The organism is Amaricoccus macauensis, from assembly GCF_049800915.1.
Classification (GTDB): Bacteria; Pseudomonadota; Alphaproteobacteria; order Rhodobacterales; family Rhodobacteraceae; genus Amaricoccus; species Amaricoccus macauensis_A.
In genome coordinates this window covers 346,677-362,482 of sequence record NZ_JBNAFY010000001.1, presented here as the reverse complement: position 1 = coordinate 362,482, position 15,806 = coordinate 346,677, and the positions used below count along the sequence as shown (strand labels likewise).

The 15,806-nt window shown below is 67.5% G+C and carries 16 protein-coding genes and 1 riboswitch; of the genes, 14 read left to right on the top strand and 2 right to left on the bottom strand.

Features of this window, described 5'->3' with window-relative positions; genetic code table 11:
* Positions 1-89 precede the first annotated feature (89 nt).
* From ACP15W_RS01550 to cobJ, 7 genes are read left to right on the top strand one after another with little or no spacing between them, the layout of a single operon-like run.
* On the top strand, positions 90-491 hold the full coding sequence (locus ACP15W_RS01550; protein ID WP_424931066.1) for a DUF1636 family protein: 402 nt from the start codon (positions 90-92) through the stop codon (positions 489-491).
* A complete protein-coding gene (gene cobW, locus ACP15W_RS01545; RefSeq protein ID WP_424931065.1) occupies positions 484-1,539 on the top strand; it encodes a cobalamin biosynthesis protein CobW in 1,056 nt (351 codons plus the stop codon). Before ACP15W_RS01550 ends, cobW begins: the two co-directional genes overlap by 8 nt.
* 7 nt (positions 1,540-1,546) lie before the next feature.
* Positions 1,547-4,888 (top strand): cobaltochelatase subunit CobN, encoded by a 3,342-nt coding sequence (cobN, locus tag ACP15W_RS01540; RefSeq protein WP_424931064.1) that lies wholly within the window; start codon positions 1,547-1,549, stop codon positions 4,886-4,888.
* Entirely contained in the window at positions 4,885-6,057 is a 1,173-nt protein-coding gene (locus ACP15W_RS01535; RefSeq protein ID WP_424931063.1) for a hypothetical protein, read from the top strand. Before cobN ends, ACP15W_RS01535 begins: the two co-directional genes overlap by 4 nt.
* A 1-nt stretch (position 6,058) precedes the next feature.
* Entirely contained in the window at positions 6,059-6,688 is a 630-nt protein-coding gene (locus tag ACP15W_RS01530; RefSeq protein WP_424931062.1) for a precorrin-8X methylmutase, read from the top strand.
* A complete protein-coding gene (locus ACP15W_RS01525) occupies positions 6,685-7,416 on the top strand; it encodes a precorrin-2 C(20)-methyltransferase (protein ID WP_424931061.1) in 732 nt (243 codons plus the stop codon). The genes ACP15W_RS01530 and ACP15W_RS01525 overlap by 4 nt, the downstream gene beginning before the upstream one ends.
* Positions 7,413-8,165, top strand: a complete 753-nt coding sequence (gene cobJ, locus ACP15W_RS01520; RefSeq protein ID WP_424931060.1) for a precorrin-3B C(17)-methyltransferase — start codon at positions 7,413-7,415, stop codon at positions 8,163-8,165. Before ACP15W_RS01525 ends, cobJ begins: the two co-directional genes overlap by 4 nt.
* Here cobJ and ACP15W_RS01515 read toward each other — a convergent pair.
* On the bottom strand, positions 8,138-8,893 hold the full coding sequence (locus ACP15W_RS01515; protein WP_424931059.1) for a cobalt-precorrin-6A reductase: 756 nt from the start codon (positions 8,891-8,893) through the stop codon (positions 8,138-8,140). The two genes, cobJ and ACP15W_RS01515, sit on opposite strands and share 28 nt — an antisense overlap.
* On the opposite strand from ACP15W_RS01515, the gene cbiE reads away from it, so the two are divergent.
* The 7 genes from cbiE to ACP15W_RS01480 all read left to right on the top strand — a co-directional run bounded on the left by cbiE (position 8,892) and on the right by ACP15W_RS01480 (position 14,783).
* A complete protein-coding gene (cbiE, locus tag ACP15W_RS01510) occupies positions 8,892-10,085 on the top strand; it encodes a precorrin-6y C5,15-methyltransferase (decarboxylating) subunit CbiE (protein WP_424931058.1) in 1,194 nt (397 codons plus the stop codon). The two genes, ACP15W_RS01515 and cbiE, sit on opposite strands and share 2 nt — an antisense overlap.
* Complete coding sequence (locus tag ACP15W_RS01505) at positions 10,082-10,450, top strand: cobalamin biosynthesis protein (RefSeq protein ID WP_424931057.1); 369 nt, start codon at positions 10,082-10,084, stop codon at positions 10,448-10,450. The genes cbiE and ACP15W_RS01505 overlap by 4 nt, the downstream gene beginning before the upstream one ends.
* On the top strand, positions 10,447-11,259 hold the full coding sequence (gene cobM / locus ACP15W_RS01500; protein ID WP_424931056.1) for a precorrin-4 C(11)-methyltransferase: 813 nt from the start codon (positions 10,447-10,449) through the stop codon (positions 11,257-11,259). The genes ACP15W_RS01505 and cobM overlap by 4 nt, the downstream gene beginning before the upstream one ends.
* The gene (locus ACP15W_RS01495; RefSeq protein ID WP_424931055.1) at positions 11,256-12,584 is read left to right on the top strand and encodes a cobyrinate a,c-diamide synthase; all 1,329 of its coding nucleotides are present in this window, start codon (positions 11,256-11,258) and stop codon (positions 12,582-12,584) included. The genes cobM and ACP15W_RS01495 overlap by 4 nt, the downstream gene beginning before the upstream one ends.
* The gene (gene cobA, locus ACP15W_RS01490; RefSeq protein ID WP_424931054.1) at positions 12,569-13,300 is read left to right on the top strand and encodes a uroporphyrinogen-III C-methyltransferase; all 732 of its coding nucleotides are present in this window, start codon (positions 12,569-12,571) and stop codon (positions 13,298-13,300) included. Before ACP15W_RS01495 ends, cobA begins: the two co-directional genes overlap by 16 nt.
* The gene (gene cobF / locus ACP15W_RS01485) at positions 13,293-14,036 is read left to right on the top strand and encodes a precorrin-6A synthase (deacetylating) (RefSeq protein WP_424931053.1); all 744 of its coding nucleotides are present in this window, start codon (positions 13,293-13,295) and stop codon (positions 14,034-14,036) included. The genes cobA and cobF overlap by 8 nt, the downstream gene beginning before the upstream one ends.
* A gap of 37 nt (positions 14,037-14,073) precedes the next feature.
* Positions 14,074-14,257: riboswitch (cobalamin riboswitch) on the top strand.
* Positions 14,258-14,294: 37 nt separating this feature from the next.
* Positions 14,295-14,783, top strand: coding sequence for a copper chaperone PCu(A)C (locus ACP15W_RS01480; protein WP_424931052.1), 489 nt, complete (start codon positions 14,295-14,297; stop codon positions 14,781-14,783).
* A gap of 321 nt (positions 14,784-15,104) precedes the next feature.
* Here the strand turns inward: ACP15W_RS01480 and ACP15W_RS01475 are convergent, their stop codons facing one another.
* Positions 15,105-15,674 (bottom strand): DedA family protein, encoded by a 570-nt coding sequence (locus ACP15W_RS01475; RefSeq protein ID WP_424931051.1) that lies wholly within the window; start codon positions 15,672-15,674, stop codon positions 15,105-15,107.
* Positions 15,675-15,806: the final 132 nt, after the last annotated feature.

Here is a 15,806-nt window from a genome sequence, read left to right as displayed (position 1 = left end):
GCCCTGTGGTCCGCGCCCGATGCTTTGCGCGACGACACGTGACACCGCCCGTCATCTGACCCGCGTCCCGCCGAAGGAGTGGGACAGACGTGACCGAAACCGACGAGGTGCAGCAGGCCGAGCTGTTGGTGTGCATCAAGTGCCGCCGCGGCGTGGAAGCGCCCGAGGATGACCGACGCCCTGGCGCGCGGCTCTACGACAACCTCACAACCCGAGAGCTGCCCGAGGGCGTGACCGTCACCCCGGTCGAATGCCTTCAGAATTGCGATGACGGCTGCACCGTCGCGCTACGAGGGCCGGGCCGATGGACCTACATCTACGGCCGTCTGCACGAGGATGCCGACGTCGAGACCCTGGTCGGCGGCGCCGAACTCTATCGCGGCACGACGGACGGGCTCATCCCCTGGCGCCAGCGCCCCGAACACTTCAAGCGCAACTGCATCGCGCGTGTTCCGCCCCTGACCCCCGCCAAGGAGGCCGCAAATGGCTGATCTCGAGAAACTTCCCGTCACCGTCGTCACCGGCTTTCTCGGGTCGGGCAAGACCACCCTGATCTCGCACCTGATGAAGACCCCCGGCGGCAAGCGGCTGGCCATCGTGGTCAACGAGTTCGGCGATGTCGGCGTCGACGGCGAGATCCTGAAGGGCTGCGCCGTCCCCGAATGTCCGGCCGAAAACGTGCTGGAGCTCGCCAACGGCTGCATATGCTGCACGGTGGCAGACGACTTCATCCCCACGATCGAGGCGCTCCTGAAGCTCGATCCGCGCCCCGAGCACATCCTGATCGAAACGAGCGGGCTCGCATTGCCCAAACCGCTCCTCAAAGCCTTCGACTGGCCCGACATCCGCTCGAAGATCACCGTGGACGGGGTTATCGCACTCGCGGATGCCGAAGCCGTTGCGGCCGGTCGCTTTGCCCCCGACGTCGCCCGCGTGGACGCGCAGCGGTTGGCCGACGAGAGCATCGACCACGAAACGCCGCTGTCCGAGGTCTTCGAGGATCAGATCTCTTGCGCGGACATCGTTCTGCTGACCAAGCCCGATCTTGCCGGCCCCGAAGGTGTCGCAAAGGCGCGCGAGGTCCTTGCCGCCGAGGCGCGGCGCAACCTGCCCGTGGTCGAGGTGGCCGAGGGCGTGGTCGATCCGCGCGTCATTCTCGGCCTCGAGGCCGCGGCGGAAGATGACATGGATGCGCGGCCTTCGCATCACGACGAACCTCACGATCACGATCACGACGACTTCGAGAGCGTCGTGATCGACATTCCCGAAGTGAGGGGGCCGTCCGATCTCGTGGCCCGTATCGAGGCGCTGGCACGGTCGAGGAACATTCTGCGCGTCAAGGGGTACGCGGCCGTGGCGGGCAAGCCCATGCGGCTGCTGCTTCAAGCGGTCGGCGCGCGCGTGCGGTATCAATACGATCGTCCGTGGCGACCCGATGAGGCGCGGCAGGGTCGGCTCGTGGTCATCGCCGAGCATGACGACGTGGACGAGGTGGCCATCCGGGAGGCACTGACCGACACCCGCGAGGCAGCCGAGTAGACCAGCCATGCACGTCATCTTCCGCGAAAGCCACGGACTCGAAGAATGCGAGACGCCAACGGATCTGGGGCAGACGCCGGGCGATCTGGTCGTGCTGTCGTTCTCGGACAGCGATCTCGGGGCCTTCGCGGCGGGATGGGAGCGCGGCGGCGGACGCGACGGACGAATCCCCTCGCTGCGCCTAGCGAACCTCGCTGCACTCAAGCACCCGCTGTCGGTCGACACCTACGTGGAGAAGACGCTGCAAGGCGCGCGCGGCATTCTGATCCGACTGATCGGGGGAACGTCCTATTGGGCCTACGGTCTCCAGCAGCTGGAGGCGCTCGCCCGCACCCGAGGCATCGCGCTTGCCGTCCTGCCCGCAGACGGCCGACCCGACGAGCGGCTCGACGCGGTTTCGACCGTGCCAACTTCGACCCTTCGGCGGCTGGCGGATCTGTGTGACACGGGCGGGGAAGTCGCAGCGCAGGCGGCACTCGCACAGATTGCGCTCGCTGCGGGGCTCTACGCAGGGCCGGTGCCGGGGATCAAGGCCTTGCCGCCTGTCGGGGCGTGGACCCCGGAACACGGCGTCGCCTGCCCGATCCTCGGGCACGTACCGGAGGCTGAAGGTCCAGGGTCCGCCCCCTTCTCTCCCCCTGAAAGGGGTTCCGCCATAACGAAGCCGCTGGCGATCATCGTCTTCTACCGATCCTATCTCGTCTCCGCGGATCTGGAGCCGGTCGAGGCCCTCGTCAGGGCGCTGCGGTCACGGGGCTTCCGGGTGCTTGGCCTCTTCGTCCCCTCGCTCAAGGCGCTGAAGGCCGGTGCATGGCTTGCGTCCCAAATTGCGGCGCTCGGGCCTGCCGTCATCTTGAACGCGACGGCATTCTCGGGCGGAAGGGACGGCGGCCCCTCGCCGCTTGATGCGGGGGGCGTGCCGGTGTTCCAGATCGCACTCGCGACCTCTACGCAGAGTGCCTGGGCCGAAGCGGAGCGTGGTCTCTCACCCGCCGACCTTGCCATGCATGTGGTATTGCCCGAGGTGGACGGGCGGCTCTTCGCCGGTGTCGCATCTTTCAAGGAACCGAACGCCCGCGATGATGCACTCCAGTTCTCGCGGTTCAGGCACACGGCATGCGATGACCGCGTGAACGCAATTGCGGATCGCGTGGCGGCGTGGTCCCGCCTTGCCGCGATACCTGCCGGGGAACGACGCGTCGCCCTCGTCCTCTCCACCTATCCGGGCCGCGAGTGGAACCTCGCCCATGCCGTGGGGCTTGACGCGCTGGCCTCGGCCGAGGCGATCCTCCAGGACCTTCGGGGCGAAGGCTATGACGTCCCGAAAGGTGCCCCCCTCGATCGGGCGCTTGTCACCGAGCGGATCGCATGGCCGCTCGACGCCTACAAGAGCGCACTCGCCCGGTTGCCGCAGACGCTTCGAAACGATCTGGCCACAGCTTGGGGGGCACCCGAAGACGATCCCGATATCAGCCCCGAAGGCGTCCGGTTCAGGGCGTTGAGACAAGGGCGCGCTCTTGTGGCACTGCAACCCGAACGCGGCACATCGGACAATCGCGGCGACGAGTACCACGACCTTTCGCGCACGCCCCGGCATGCCTACGTCGCATTCTATCTCTGGCTTCAGGATCGGTCCGACGTCATGGTCCATGTCGGCGCGCATGGCACGCTCGAATGGTTGCCGGGCAAATCCGTAGCCCTGTCGCGCACATGCTGGCCCGCTGCGCTGACCGGAGATCTTCCCGTCGTCTACCCGTTCATCGCAAACGACCCCGGGGAAGCCGCGCAGGCCAAACGCCGGATCGGCGCAGTCACGCTCGGGCACGTGCCGCCGCCGCTGCGCACGGCGACGACGCCGGATCGACTTGTCCGCCTCGAAGCCCTGCTCGACGAGTTTTCGAACGCCGACGGCCTCGATCCGAAGCGGCGCGTCCGGCTGACGGACGACATCCGCGCAGAGGCACAGGCGCTCGGGGTCGAGGGAGATCTCGGAATAGACGCGGCGTCCTGCCCCGCCGAGGCGATCACCCGGATCGACCGCTTCGTCTGCGACGTCAAGGAAACACAGTTCGGTGACGGTTTGCACGTCTGGGGCCGTGCCCCGGCGACCCAGGCGCCCTTCGATGCCGCAGGTGCGGCGCAGTCAGAACGACAGGCCCTGCTCGAGGCCTTGAATGGGCAGCGCATCGCCGCCGGGCCGTCGGGTTCGCCCTATCGCGGGCGGATTGATGTCCTGCCGACAGGGCGCAATCTCTACACGACAGATCCACGCAGCGTGCCGACGCGCGCCGCCTTCGCCCAGGGAGAGAGGCTCGCGGACGAGCTGATCCGGCGCCACCTGCAGGACGAGGGGGACTGGCCGCGCGGGCTGATCGTGGATCTCTGGGGCTCGGCCACGATGCGCACCGCGGGAGAGGAGTTTGCGATGGCGCTGGCTCTGCTAGGTGTGCGACCCGTCTGGAATGCCGGAACGGAGCGGGTCACGGGGATCGAGGTTCTGCCCATCGCGGAAATCGACCGCCCGCGGATCGACGTCACGTTGCGGATTTCGGGGCTCTTCCGCGACGTCTTTCCGACCCTCTCGGCGCTGTTCCAGCAGGCCGTGCGGGCGCTCGCCGCACGGGACGAGGCGCCGGACTGGAACCCCTATGTCGGAAAGCCGACGGCCCGCGTCTTTGGCCCGGCCCCCGGCAGCTTCGGGCTCCGCATGGGAGCGTCGCTGGGCGCCTATTCGGACGAAGGTCGGCGCGCGGCCGGCGAGGCCTGGCTCGCCGCATCGGCCTGGGCCTTCGACGGCGAGCATGCCTCGGCAGACCGTGCGGGGATCGAGGCGCGGGTTTTGGCGGCGGATGGTTTCATCCATGCGCAGGATCTGCCCGAGACGGACCTCCTCCTGGCCGAGGATTACGCGGCTCACGAGGCGGGCTTCGCCGCCGCGCAGGGGATCACAGGGGGATCGGCGCGGCTCTGGCATCTCGACAACACCGATCCCGCCCGTCCCCGGGCACGCGCCCTGAGGGAAGAAATCACGCGCGTCGTGCAGGCCCGCGCCGCAAACCCGGCCTGGATCGACGGGATGCGGCGGCACGGCTTCCGAGGCGCGGCGGAGATCGCGGCTACGCTCGAAAACATGGCGGCCTTCGCGCACCTTGCGAATGTCGTCCCGTCCCACCTTTTCGATCTCTATTACGACGCGACGTTGGGTGACCCGGACGTCACGGAGTTTCTGGGTGAAGCCAATCCCGGCGCCCTGCAGGCAATTCGAGACCGCTTCGATGCCTTGCACGAGGCGGGGCTCTGGCAGACCCGGCGCAACTCGATCCTCGCGAACCTCGGAGCCGCAGAATGAGCGATCCCGTGGTGAAGGGCTGGTGTCCAGGTGCGCACCGCCCGATGGTGTCGGGAGACGGCCTTCTTGTCCGTGTGCGCCCGTGGTTGGGCACGCTCTCGGATTTCGAACTGCGGGGGCTGGCAGAACTCGCGACGCAGTTCGGCAACGGCACGGTCGACGCCACCAGCCGGGCAAACCTGCAGATTCGCGGGGTGGCCGAGGGACGGCTTCCCTCGGTGCTGGAGGGGCTTGACGCTCTCGGCCTGCTTGATCCCGACGACGGCAGCGAGGCGCGGCGCAACATCATCCTCGATCCGTTTCGGGCAGAGGACGATCCCCAGATCCGGATCTCGCAAGCACTGGCCGACGCTCTGCGGGGTGCCGAATATGTGGACTTGCCGAACAAGTTCGGTTTTGTCCTTGATACCGGATGCCGGCCACGTGTGCTCGCCAAGGTCAGCGGGGATATTCGCGTCGAGAGCAACGCAAGAGGCCTTCTGGTGCGTGCGGACGGCGCTCCCGCGGGACGCCCCGTCGAAGATCCCGAGGATGCGGTAGGCGTCGCGCTCGCTCTGGCGCGATGGTTTCTGGCCTCGGGCGGGGTCGGCGCCGATGGCCGCGGTCGGATGGCGCAGCACCTCGCATCGGGGGCGAAGCTGCCCGCGGACCTGATCGGCACGGAAATGCCCGCGCCCGAGGCGCCACGCCCCGAGCCCGGTCCCCGCGCCGGAGGCCTTGCGGTCGGCGCGGCGTTCGGCCAGTTCACCGCAGCACAGTTGACCCGCATCGCGGATGCGCTTGCACCCGGCGGCGCCCTGCGCGTTACGCCCTTTGGCCTCCTGTTCCTGACGGAGCCGCCGGCGCACGACGTACTGAGCGGATCCGACCTCATAACTGCACCAGGCGATCCGCTGCTGCGCATCGCGGCCTGTGTCGGGGCGCCGGGCTGCGAACAAGGCGAGATCGCCACACGGCAGATCGCGCGCCGCCTGGCCACCCGCCTGCCCGGCCGGATCCGCGCGCATGTCTCGGGCTGCGCGAAAGGATGCGCCTGGCCCGGGAAAGCCGATCTCACCCTCGTGGGCCGTGCCGGTCGCTTCGATCTCGTCCGGGAGGGCACGGCCCGGGATGTGCCGGAACGCCGCGGCCTTTCACATGCCGATCTCGAACAGCTCTTCGGACCCTGACATGCCTTACACTTACCAAACAGACGGAGCTGCGATCTACGCCGAAAGCTTCGCCACAATACGCGCGGAGGCCGACCTCGGCGCATTCGACGCAGACGCCGAACCCGTCGCCGTGCGAATGATACACGCCGCGGGTCTCGTCGGTCTGGAGCGCGACATCCGGATCACGCCCGGCATGGTTGGCCGAGCCCGCAACGCGCTGAACGCCGGCGCCCCGATCCTCTGTGACGCGCGCATGGTAAGCGAGGGGATCACCCGCCCCCGCCTTCCCGCGGGAAACGAGGTCGTTTGCACGCTACATGATCCGTCGGTGGCCGAGATGGCGGCGCGAATGAAGACCACCCGGTCCGCCGCCGCGCTCGAGCTCTGGCGCCCGCGTCTGGACGGCGCGGTTGTCGCGATCGGCAATGCGCCGACCGCTCTCTTCCACCTCCTCGAGATGCTCGAGGATCCCGAATGCCCGCGTCCGGCCGCGATCATCGGATGTCCTGTCGGCTTCGTCGGTGCCGCGGAATCGAAGGATGCGCTCTGGAATGCGCAGCCCGCCCCCGCGCTCATCGTGACGGGTCGCCTCGGCGGCAGCGCGATCACCGTCGCCGCAATCAACGCAATAGCGTGCCGCGTAGAATGAGGAAGACGGGCACCATACACGGCGTCGGTATCGGCCCGGGCGATCCTGATCTGATGAGCGTGCGGGCTGACCGCCTGGTGCGCACCGCGCGCAATGTGGCGTTCTTCCGCAAGGCCGGACGGCCGGGGCGTGCGCGTGCAATTGTCGCCGGCATGATAGCCGAGGGCGCGCGCGAGATCGCGATGGAATATCCCGTCACGACCGAGATTCCCCTGGCGGATCCCGCCTACAACGCTTGTCTCTCGCAGTTCTACTGCGAGCAGACCAGGCGTCTGCGCGCCCTCGCCGAGGATTGCGAGGATGTCGTGGTGCTATGCGAAGGAGACCCGTTCTTCTACGGCTCCTTCATGCATCTGCACGACCGGCTTGTCGGACAGGTTCCGGTCGAGGTCGTGCCTGCGATTACAGGTATGTCGGCGGCATGGACGGCCACGGGTCGCCCGATGACATGGGGCGACGACGTGCTGAGCGTCGTAATGGGCACTCTGCCCGAAACCGATCTGGTGCGCGCCATGCAGAACGCCGATGCGCTCGTCGTCATGAAGGTCGGTCGAAATCTGCCCAAGATCCGCGCCGCGCTGTGCCATGCGGGCCGCGCGGACCAGGCGGTGCTGGTGCAATATGCCAGCATGGAAGGCCAGACCGTGACGCCCCTGGCCGAGGCCGAGGATGGGCCAGCGCCCTACTTCTCCATCGTCATCGTGCATGGCGAAGGACGGCGGCCATGACTGGCTCCGTCGTCATCGCGGGACTCGGACCGGGCTCCGACGCACTCGTGACACCGGAGGTGCGCGCTGCGCTCGACGCCGCGACCGACATCATCGGCTACATCCCCTATGTGAGGCGCGTTGCGCCACGGGCGGGCCTGACCCGTCACGAAAGCGACAACCGCGTGGAAATCGACCGCGCACGTCACGCCCTGACCCTCGCGGCCGGCGGTGCCCGCGTGGTGGTAGTCAGTTCAGGGGACCCCGGTGTTTTCGCGATGGCTTCCGCGGTCTTCGAGGCTGTGGAGCACGGAGAGCGCGCGTGGCGCGAACTTGATGTGCGTGTGCTGCCGGGGATCACCGCGATGCTCGCGGCGGCGGCGCGTGTCGGAGCACCGCTCGGGCATGATTTCTGCGCGATCAATCTCAGCGACAACCTCAAGCCCTGGGCGTTGATCGAAAAGCGCCTGCGGCTCGCAGTCGAGGCCGATTTCGCGATGGCGTTCTACAACCCGCGCTCCGCCTCTCGGCCCGAAGGCTTCGTCCGGGCGCTCGACGTCCTGCGAGAGACGTGTGCGCCCGACCGGGTCATGATCTTTGCCCGCGCGGTTTGCACGCCAGATGAGCAGATCACCGTCAGACCTCTCGCAGAAGCCGACCCCGGGATGGCGGACATGCGCACACTCGTCCTCGTCGGATCAAGCGCCACCCGCCTCATCCCCCGGAAGGGCGCGCCATTTGTCTATACACCGAGGTCGGTCCCCGCATGAACCACCCAGTCGAGCGCCGCAGCCACGTCGTACACCTCCCGCCGGTCGGGCTGCACCGGCCGGTCGATCATGACCACGGGAAGTCCGAGTGCGCGCGCCACGGCGATCTTTGCATAGGCGCCCGACCCGCCGGCATTCTTCGAAACCACCAACTCGATGCCGCGAGATCGCAGCAGATCGAGATCGCCGGTCGTATCGAACGGACCACGGTCGACGATGACCTCGCATCGGGGAAAGGGTGGAGGAGCCTCGGGTGGGTCGACCAGCCGCAGAAGGTAGCGATGCTGCACCTGCCGTGCAAACGCGCCAAGGTGCATGCGTCCGATTGCGAGCATGACGGACAGCGGCGGGCGGTCCAGCGCAGCGACCGCGCCCGCCATGTCGGAGACCCGGATCCAGCGGTCGCCGGGGGCTTCGCTCCACTCCGGTCGGGTCAAGGCAACGAGCGGCACGCTCTCCGCCGCGCAGGCGGCAACCGCGTTCCGGCTCATCTGTGCCGCAAACGGGTGCGTCGCATCGACCACATGCGTCACGCGGTGGGCCCGCAGGTAGGACCGCAGGCCGGAGACACCGCCGAACCCGCCGGACCGCTGCGGCAGGGGCTGGCGCAAGGGGCGGGCCACCCGCCCGGCAAAGGAGACGGTTCCCGCAAGCCCCGCGTCGGCAGCGGCGCGGGCAAAGGCCGTTGCCTCGCTCGTTCCCGCAAGGATCAGGAGGTTCGCACGCATGTCTGAAGGTCCGTGGCTCACGATCGTCGGTCTGGGCGAGGATGGACTGAACGGGCTGCCGCCCGCAAGCCGCGCAGCGCTTGACGCGGCCGAATTGGTGATCGGTCCGCCGCGCCACCTCTCGCTGCTGCCCGATCTCTCTGCGGAGAAAGTCTCATGGCCCGTGCCCTTCTCCGAGGGTCTCATCCTGCTCGAAAGCTACCGCGGAAGGCGGGCCGTCGCCCTCGCCTCGGGCGATCCGTTCTGGTTCGGCGCGGGGCGCGTCATTGCGGAAAGATTGAGCCCCTCGGAATGGCGCGCCTTTCCGGGTGTGTCGACCTTCGCCCTCGCAGCCGCGCGCATGGGATGGGCGATCGAGCGCGTCGCCTGCCTCGGGCTGCACGCTGCGCCGCTGACCCGGCTGCGTCCGCACCTTGCGCCGCGCGCAAGGCTCCTTCTGCTCCTGCGCGACGGCGAAGCTGTCTCGGACCTGTCGCGCTATCTGACCAGGATGGGCTTCGGTGAGACGCAGGTGACCGTGCTCGAGGCGCTTGGAGGCCCGCGCGAGCGGCATTCGGCCTTTCGGGCAGATGCGCCGGAGGGCAGTTTCAGCCACCCTCTTTGTATGGCGCTCGAGATCGCGGGCGGTCCCGGCCTGCCCTGCGTGCCGGGACGCGACGACGATGCCTTCGAGAGCGACGGGCAGATTACGAAGCGACCGGTACGAGCCATGACGCTCTCCGCCCTGGCTCCACGGGCTGGGGAGCGGCTCTGGGATATCGGCGGCGGTTCTGGATCGATAGCCATCGAGTGGCTGCTCGCGCATCCCGCGACCGAGGCGATCTCGATCGAGGCACGGGCCGACCGCGCAGCGCGCATCGGAAGCAACGCGGCGGCGCTCGGGGCCGACCGGCTCACTGTCGTCCGGGGCACGGCGCCCAAAGCGCTTGAGGGTCTCCCGCCGCCCGACGCCGTCTTTGTCGGCGGCGGATTGAACCGCGCCCTGCTTGAAGATCTTGCCGCCCGTCTTTCTCGCGGAACACGCCTTGTCGCCAATGCCGTGACCCTCGAATCCGAGGCGCTCCTGACGCAATGGCAGGAAGAACGCGGCGGTGACTTGATGCGCATCGAGCTCGCTGAAGCCGCACCCCTTGGTTCGCGCCGCGCGTGGCGCGCATCCTATCCCGTGGTTCAATATCGAGGCGCGCTATGATCGCGGCAGGTTTCGGCTTCCGGGAAAGCGCGACCCGCGAGAGCCTCGCCGATGCGCTCCGTCGGGCATGCGCGAGCCCCGCGCCCGCCTGGCTCGCCACGGCCGAGGACAAGGCGGACCACCCGGCGCTCGTCGCACTCGCCGCCGAACTCGGGGTCGGGGTGCGGCCCATTCCTTCCGCCGATCTGGAGACCCAAGCCACCCTCACGCGGTCACGCAGATCGAGCGAAGCACGGAACACGGGCAGCGTAGCGGAAGCGGCAGCCCTCGCTTCGCTCGGACCCGGCGCGCGCCTAATCGCCTCTCGCAGCATTTCAGGCGACCGGTGCGCGACCTGCGCTCTGGCAAGGAAGGACACGACATGACCGTACACTTCATCGGCGCAGGGCCCGGAGCGCCGGATCTTCTGACACTACGCGGCCGCGACCTCATCGCCGCCTCTCCCGTCTGCCTTTATGCCGGATCGCTCGTACCCAGGGCGGTGCTCAGGCACTGTCCCGAGGGGGCGCGCGTCGTGAACACTGCGCCGATGGACCTCGATGCCATCATGGCCGAGATCGAGGCCGCAGATGCCCGCGGAGAGGACGTGGCCCGGCTCCATTCTGGAGATCTGTCCGTCTGGTCGGCGATGGGCGAGCAGATCCGGCGACTCGAGGCACGCGGCATCCCCTACACCGTCACGCCTGGCGTGCCGTCATTCGCAGCCGCCGCTGCAACTTTGGGCGCAGAGCTCACGTTGCCCGAGGTCGCGCAATCGGTTGTCCTGACCCGCACGCCCGGGCGTGCCTCATCCATGCCCAAGGGCGAGAGCCTCGCCGCGTTTGCCGCGACCGGCGCAACCCTTGTCCTCCACCTTTCGGTGCAAAACCTCGCCGCGGTCGTCGATACGCTCATGCCCCATTATGGCGCAGACTGTCCGTCGGCGGTGGTCTACCGCGCGAGTTGGCCGGATGAGCAGGTGATCCGCGCGCCGTTGTCCGAGCTGCCCGATGCGGTCGCGCCGGAAATTAGCCGGACCGCGCTCATTCTTGTCGGACGCGCTCTCGGGACACCAGACTTCGCCGAAAGCCGCCTATACGCGACCTACTACGACCGCCGCTACCGTCCACAATCCGCGCAGAGCAACTGGGCCGGGTGGAAGGACGACACCAGCACGCAGGGAGGTGCGCCATGACGGCTTGGCCTCCCGGCCTTCTGGTGTCTGCGCCATCCTCCGGGACCGGCAAGACAACAGTCATGCTCGGGCTGCTGCGTGCGCTCTCCGAGGACGGCGCCATCGTTCAGCCATTCAAGTCGGGTCCCGACTATATTGACCCTGCGTTCCATTTCGCCGCCTCGGGGCGCTCCTCGTTCAACCTCGACACCTGGGCAATGGACGGCACGCTCCTTGACGCTGTGGCTGCGCACGCCAACGGCGCCGACATCTGTATCGGCGAAGGATCGATGGGCCTCTACGACGGCGTCGCGACCAAGGGGCTTGCGGGTTTCGGATCGAGCGCGGAGACCGCCGCCCGCATGGGCTGGCCGGTGGTGCTGGTTCTCGATGTCGGAGGGCAGGCGCAGTCGGCGGCGGCGACGGCACTCGGCTTTGCCTCCTATCGGCCGGACCTTCCGTTTGCGGGCGTCATCCTCAATCGCGTGGCCAGTCCCCGACACGAGCGCCTGACCCGCCTCGGAATGGAGAAGGCAGGGCTTCCGGTTCTCGGGGCTTTGCCACGCCGGGGTGATCTGACGCTGCCCGAGCGGCATCTCGGCCTGATCCAGGCGATCGAACATCCCGATCTCGAGGCAGCCATCACCGGCTACGCCTCCTTCCTGCGAGAGCATGTCGATCTCGCGGCCCTGCGAGGCGCGGCGCGCGGCGGTCCGGCTCCCGCCGCGGGCGCCCTGCCCTTGCCGCCCGCGCAGCGGATCGCGCTCGCGCGGGACGCCGCATTCTCTTTCACCTACCCACACATTCTCGAGGCGTGGCGCAGCGCAGGCGCCAATATCGTGCCGTTCTCGCCACTGGCCGACGAGCCGCCCGATGCGGACGCGGACCTCGTCTGGCTGCCCGGAGGCTATCCCGAGCTTCATGCGGGACGCATCGCCGCGGCGGGAGCGTTTCTCGACGGTCTGCGCCGCCACGCCCGAACCCGCCCGGTTCACGGTGAGTGCGGCGGCTACATGGCGCTCGGCGAGGCCCTGATCGACAAGGACGGAACCCGCCACGCCATGGCGGGGCTCCTCGGCCTCGTCACATCCTACGAAAAGCGAAAGTTTCACCTCGGCTACCGGCGCGCCGTGCTGGAGACGGAGATGCCGGGCGTCGAGGCCGGGACAGCACTGCGCGGACATGAGTTTCACTACTCCACGATCATCGAGCAGCCTGACGCACCGCTCGCGCGCGTGACCAACGCCGATGGCGAGGCGGTCCCCGAAACCGGCTCGCGGCGCGGGCATGCGACCGGCACGTTCTTTCACCTCATCTCGGCGGAGGGCGCATGGCAGGCTTCGTGAGCTTCGTCGGAAGCGGACCGGGCGATCCGGAACTGTTGACGCTCAAGGCCGTGGACAGGCTGAAGCGCGCCGACGCGATCCTCTTCGACGACCTCTCGTCGGGGCCGATACTGAGCCATGCCCGTCCGGGCGCGGACCTCGTCGGTGTCGGAAAACGGGCAGGACGCCCCTCGCCCCGGCAGGATCACGTCTCGCGCCTGCTCGTGGAATACGCCCGCGGCGGCGGGCGGATCGTGCGGCTCAAGTCGGGGGATTGCGGTATCTTCGGCCGGCTCGAGGAAGAGCTGACCGCGCTGCGCGTCGAGGGCATCGGTCACGAGATCGTGCCGGGCGTGCCCTCGGCCTGTGCGGCCGCGGCGGCGGCAGGCCTGCCGCTGACCCGGCGCCTGACCGCGCGGCGCTTGCAGTTCGTCACCGGCCACGACGTCACGGGGGAGTTGCCCGAGGAAATGAATCTCTCCGCGCTCGCCGACCCCGCTGCCTGCACCGTCGTCTACATGGGCAAGCGGACCTTCCCGAAACTCGCCGAACGGCTAATGGTGCACGGCCTGCCGGGCACCACGCCGGCCCTCCTGGCCGAGGGGGTGTCGACCGCTGGGCAGTCCCTGACCCGGTCGGACGTCGCCACCCTCGCGCAGCATCTCTCGCAGACGCGAAGCGATCTGCCTGCGCTCATCCTCTACGGCGCGCTTGCGAACGAGGCCGGGCATGCGTGAACTGTGGCTCGTCGGCATCGGCACCGGCAACCCGGACCACCTGACACTGGAGGGGCGCCGTGCCCTTCGCGAAGCGGCCCTCGTGCTCGTGCCACGCAAGGGCTCCGGAAAGGACGATCTGGCCGACCTCCGCCACGCGATCCTCGAGAGCGCGGGAGCGAGCGCTCCAGTCGTGGAGTTCGACATGCCCGTCCGGGACGAAACCCTTCCCTACTTGGATCGCGTGTATCGTTGGCATGAGGAGATCGCCCACCGTTGGTCGGACACGATCGCGCGCAACGATGTCGAGGGACCGGTCGCACTGCTCGTCTGGGGTGACCCGGGGCTCTACGACAGCACGCTTCGGATCGCCGAGCGTTTGACGCCCGCACCGCGCATCCGCGTCGTTCCGGGCATCAGCGCCCTGCAGGCGCTCACTGCCGCGCACGCGATCCCCTTCAATATGGTGAACGGCGCGGTCACGGTCACGACGGGGCGGCGCCTCAGGGACCACGGCTGGCCCGATAACGCGGAAAGCGTGGCAATCATGCTCGACGGCGAATGCAGCTTCCGCACGCTGTGCGCAGAGGGCTTGACGATCTGGTGGGGCGCATTCCTCGGCATGGCGGAGCAGGTGCTGGATTTCGGCCCCCTCGACCAGGCCGGGCCGAGGATCGTGGAAACCCGCGCCGCCGCACGGGCGCGACATGGCTGGATCATGGATACCTATCTCTTGCGTCGGGAAATCCGTCGATGAACGTCGGCAGTCATTGTCCGCCTCGCCACCGCCTGCTAACTAGATCACATCCAAAGGTCCGTTTTGGAGAAATTGGGAAGCCGGTGAAAGTCCGGCGCTGCCCCCGCAACTGTAAGCGGCGAGCGTTCCTCCCCAGGCCACTGGTCCCCGCAAGGGACCGGGAAGGCAGAGGCACGCAGCGACCCGCAAGCCAGGAGACCAGCCGGAGGACGGAGACGACCTTGCAACAGGGGCGGAGGGCCCCGGAAAGGAACATTGATGTTCATTCGTACCATCGCCGCGGCCAGCGCGGCGCTTCTTCTGGCCGTTCCGGTTACAGCACATCACGACGGCGAAGCCGCTCGAGATGCCGGTATCGTCGTCAGCCATGCCTACACCGTCGAGGCCGGGGCGACGGCCCATTCGATCAACGTGTTCGTCACCATCGAGAACACGAACAAAACGCCCGCTGTTCTGACCGCGGCTGAGGTCGATTTTGCCGAACCGGGCGTGTTTCAGGCGCCAAGCGTCGACCAGAGCGGCAAGATGTCGATCCAGGAGATTACGGCGCTGGAGATTGCGCCGAGTCAGACCCTGACAATGCAGCCGGGTGGCATCCACATCGTCTTCCACGACGTGCAGGAGCATGTCGAGGCCGGCGATCACTTCCATGCCCACCTTGAATTCGAGGGTGTGGGCGAGATCGAAATCGAAGTCGAAGTCGAGCATTCCGACGACGAACACTATCACGAGGAAAGTGTCGGCTGATACCTTGTCCTACGGGACGTGCTGCAACGCGATGCGGCACGTCTCGAGCCCCCGCGATCCTATCCCACCGAAACACGGCCCTTTCGCGCGTCGCAAACAACTCAGTGCCGCGGTTTGAGTTCCTCACTCGAACGTCTCCCGGGTGCTCAGGCGCGGATCTGGAGGATGGGACGAGCCCTCGAAAACCGGCCCGTCTGAATGGCGCCCTCCGCGATGGGCTTCACCGTCTCGGTGCGAAAATCGTATGCATGAAATATGCATGGAATATGCATCGAATATTCAGGCTCCAAGCGACTGTCTTTGCGGCATAATTCGCCATCCTCAGCCCCTCCGCGCACCGCTGCCTTTTCGTCGCCAAATGACGATCGCGATCAGGATCACACCGATCGACACCGGAACGAAAAACAGCAGTTCCGTCCTGTCGACCTGTCCGAATATGAGGGTAATGAAGCGCCCGACGAAATGCCCCGCCGTGGTGAAGAACACGGCCCATATTCCCGCAGAGACCCCTGCGCGAACGGCAAATTCCGCGCTCGAAATCCGGCTCTGCGCGAGCGCCAAAGGGCCGATGATCCGCATTCCCGGGATGAACCGAAACACCGAGGCAAAGCGGCCTGGCCTCTTATCGATCCGCACCATGACAGCGGCAAATTTCGGCAGCGCCATGATCCTGCGCACCCAGGAATTGCCTTTAAAATAACGCCCCAGCAGGAAGAACAGGAGGTCCGAACTCACCGCAGCACATGCAGCGGTCACGGCCACCTTCCACAGCACTAGGAGCCCCCGGTGCGCGAACACGCCACCCGTGATCGCGACGGTTTCCCCTTCGAGAAAGCAGCCCAGAAAGATCGCCCAAAGGCCATAATCGGATATCAGATGATCGACGGTCATGGGGTCCCCCCGGCACTGCGTCGCGACGTCGGAAACGCCACGTCCGACCGGCATACACCAATCACGTGAAGCTGTGCGCGTATGATGCGGTGCTCAAGACCGGTGAAAGGTTCCAGTTCCTGACAGAATGTC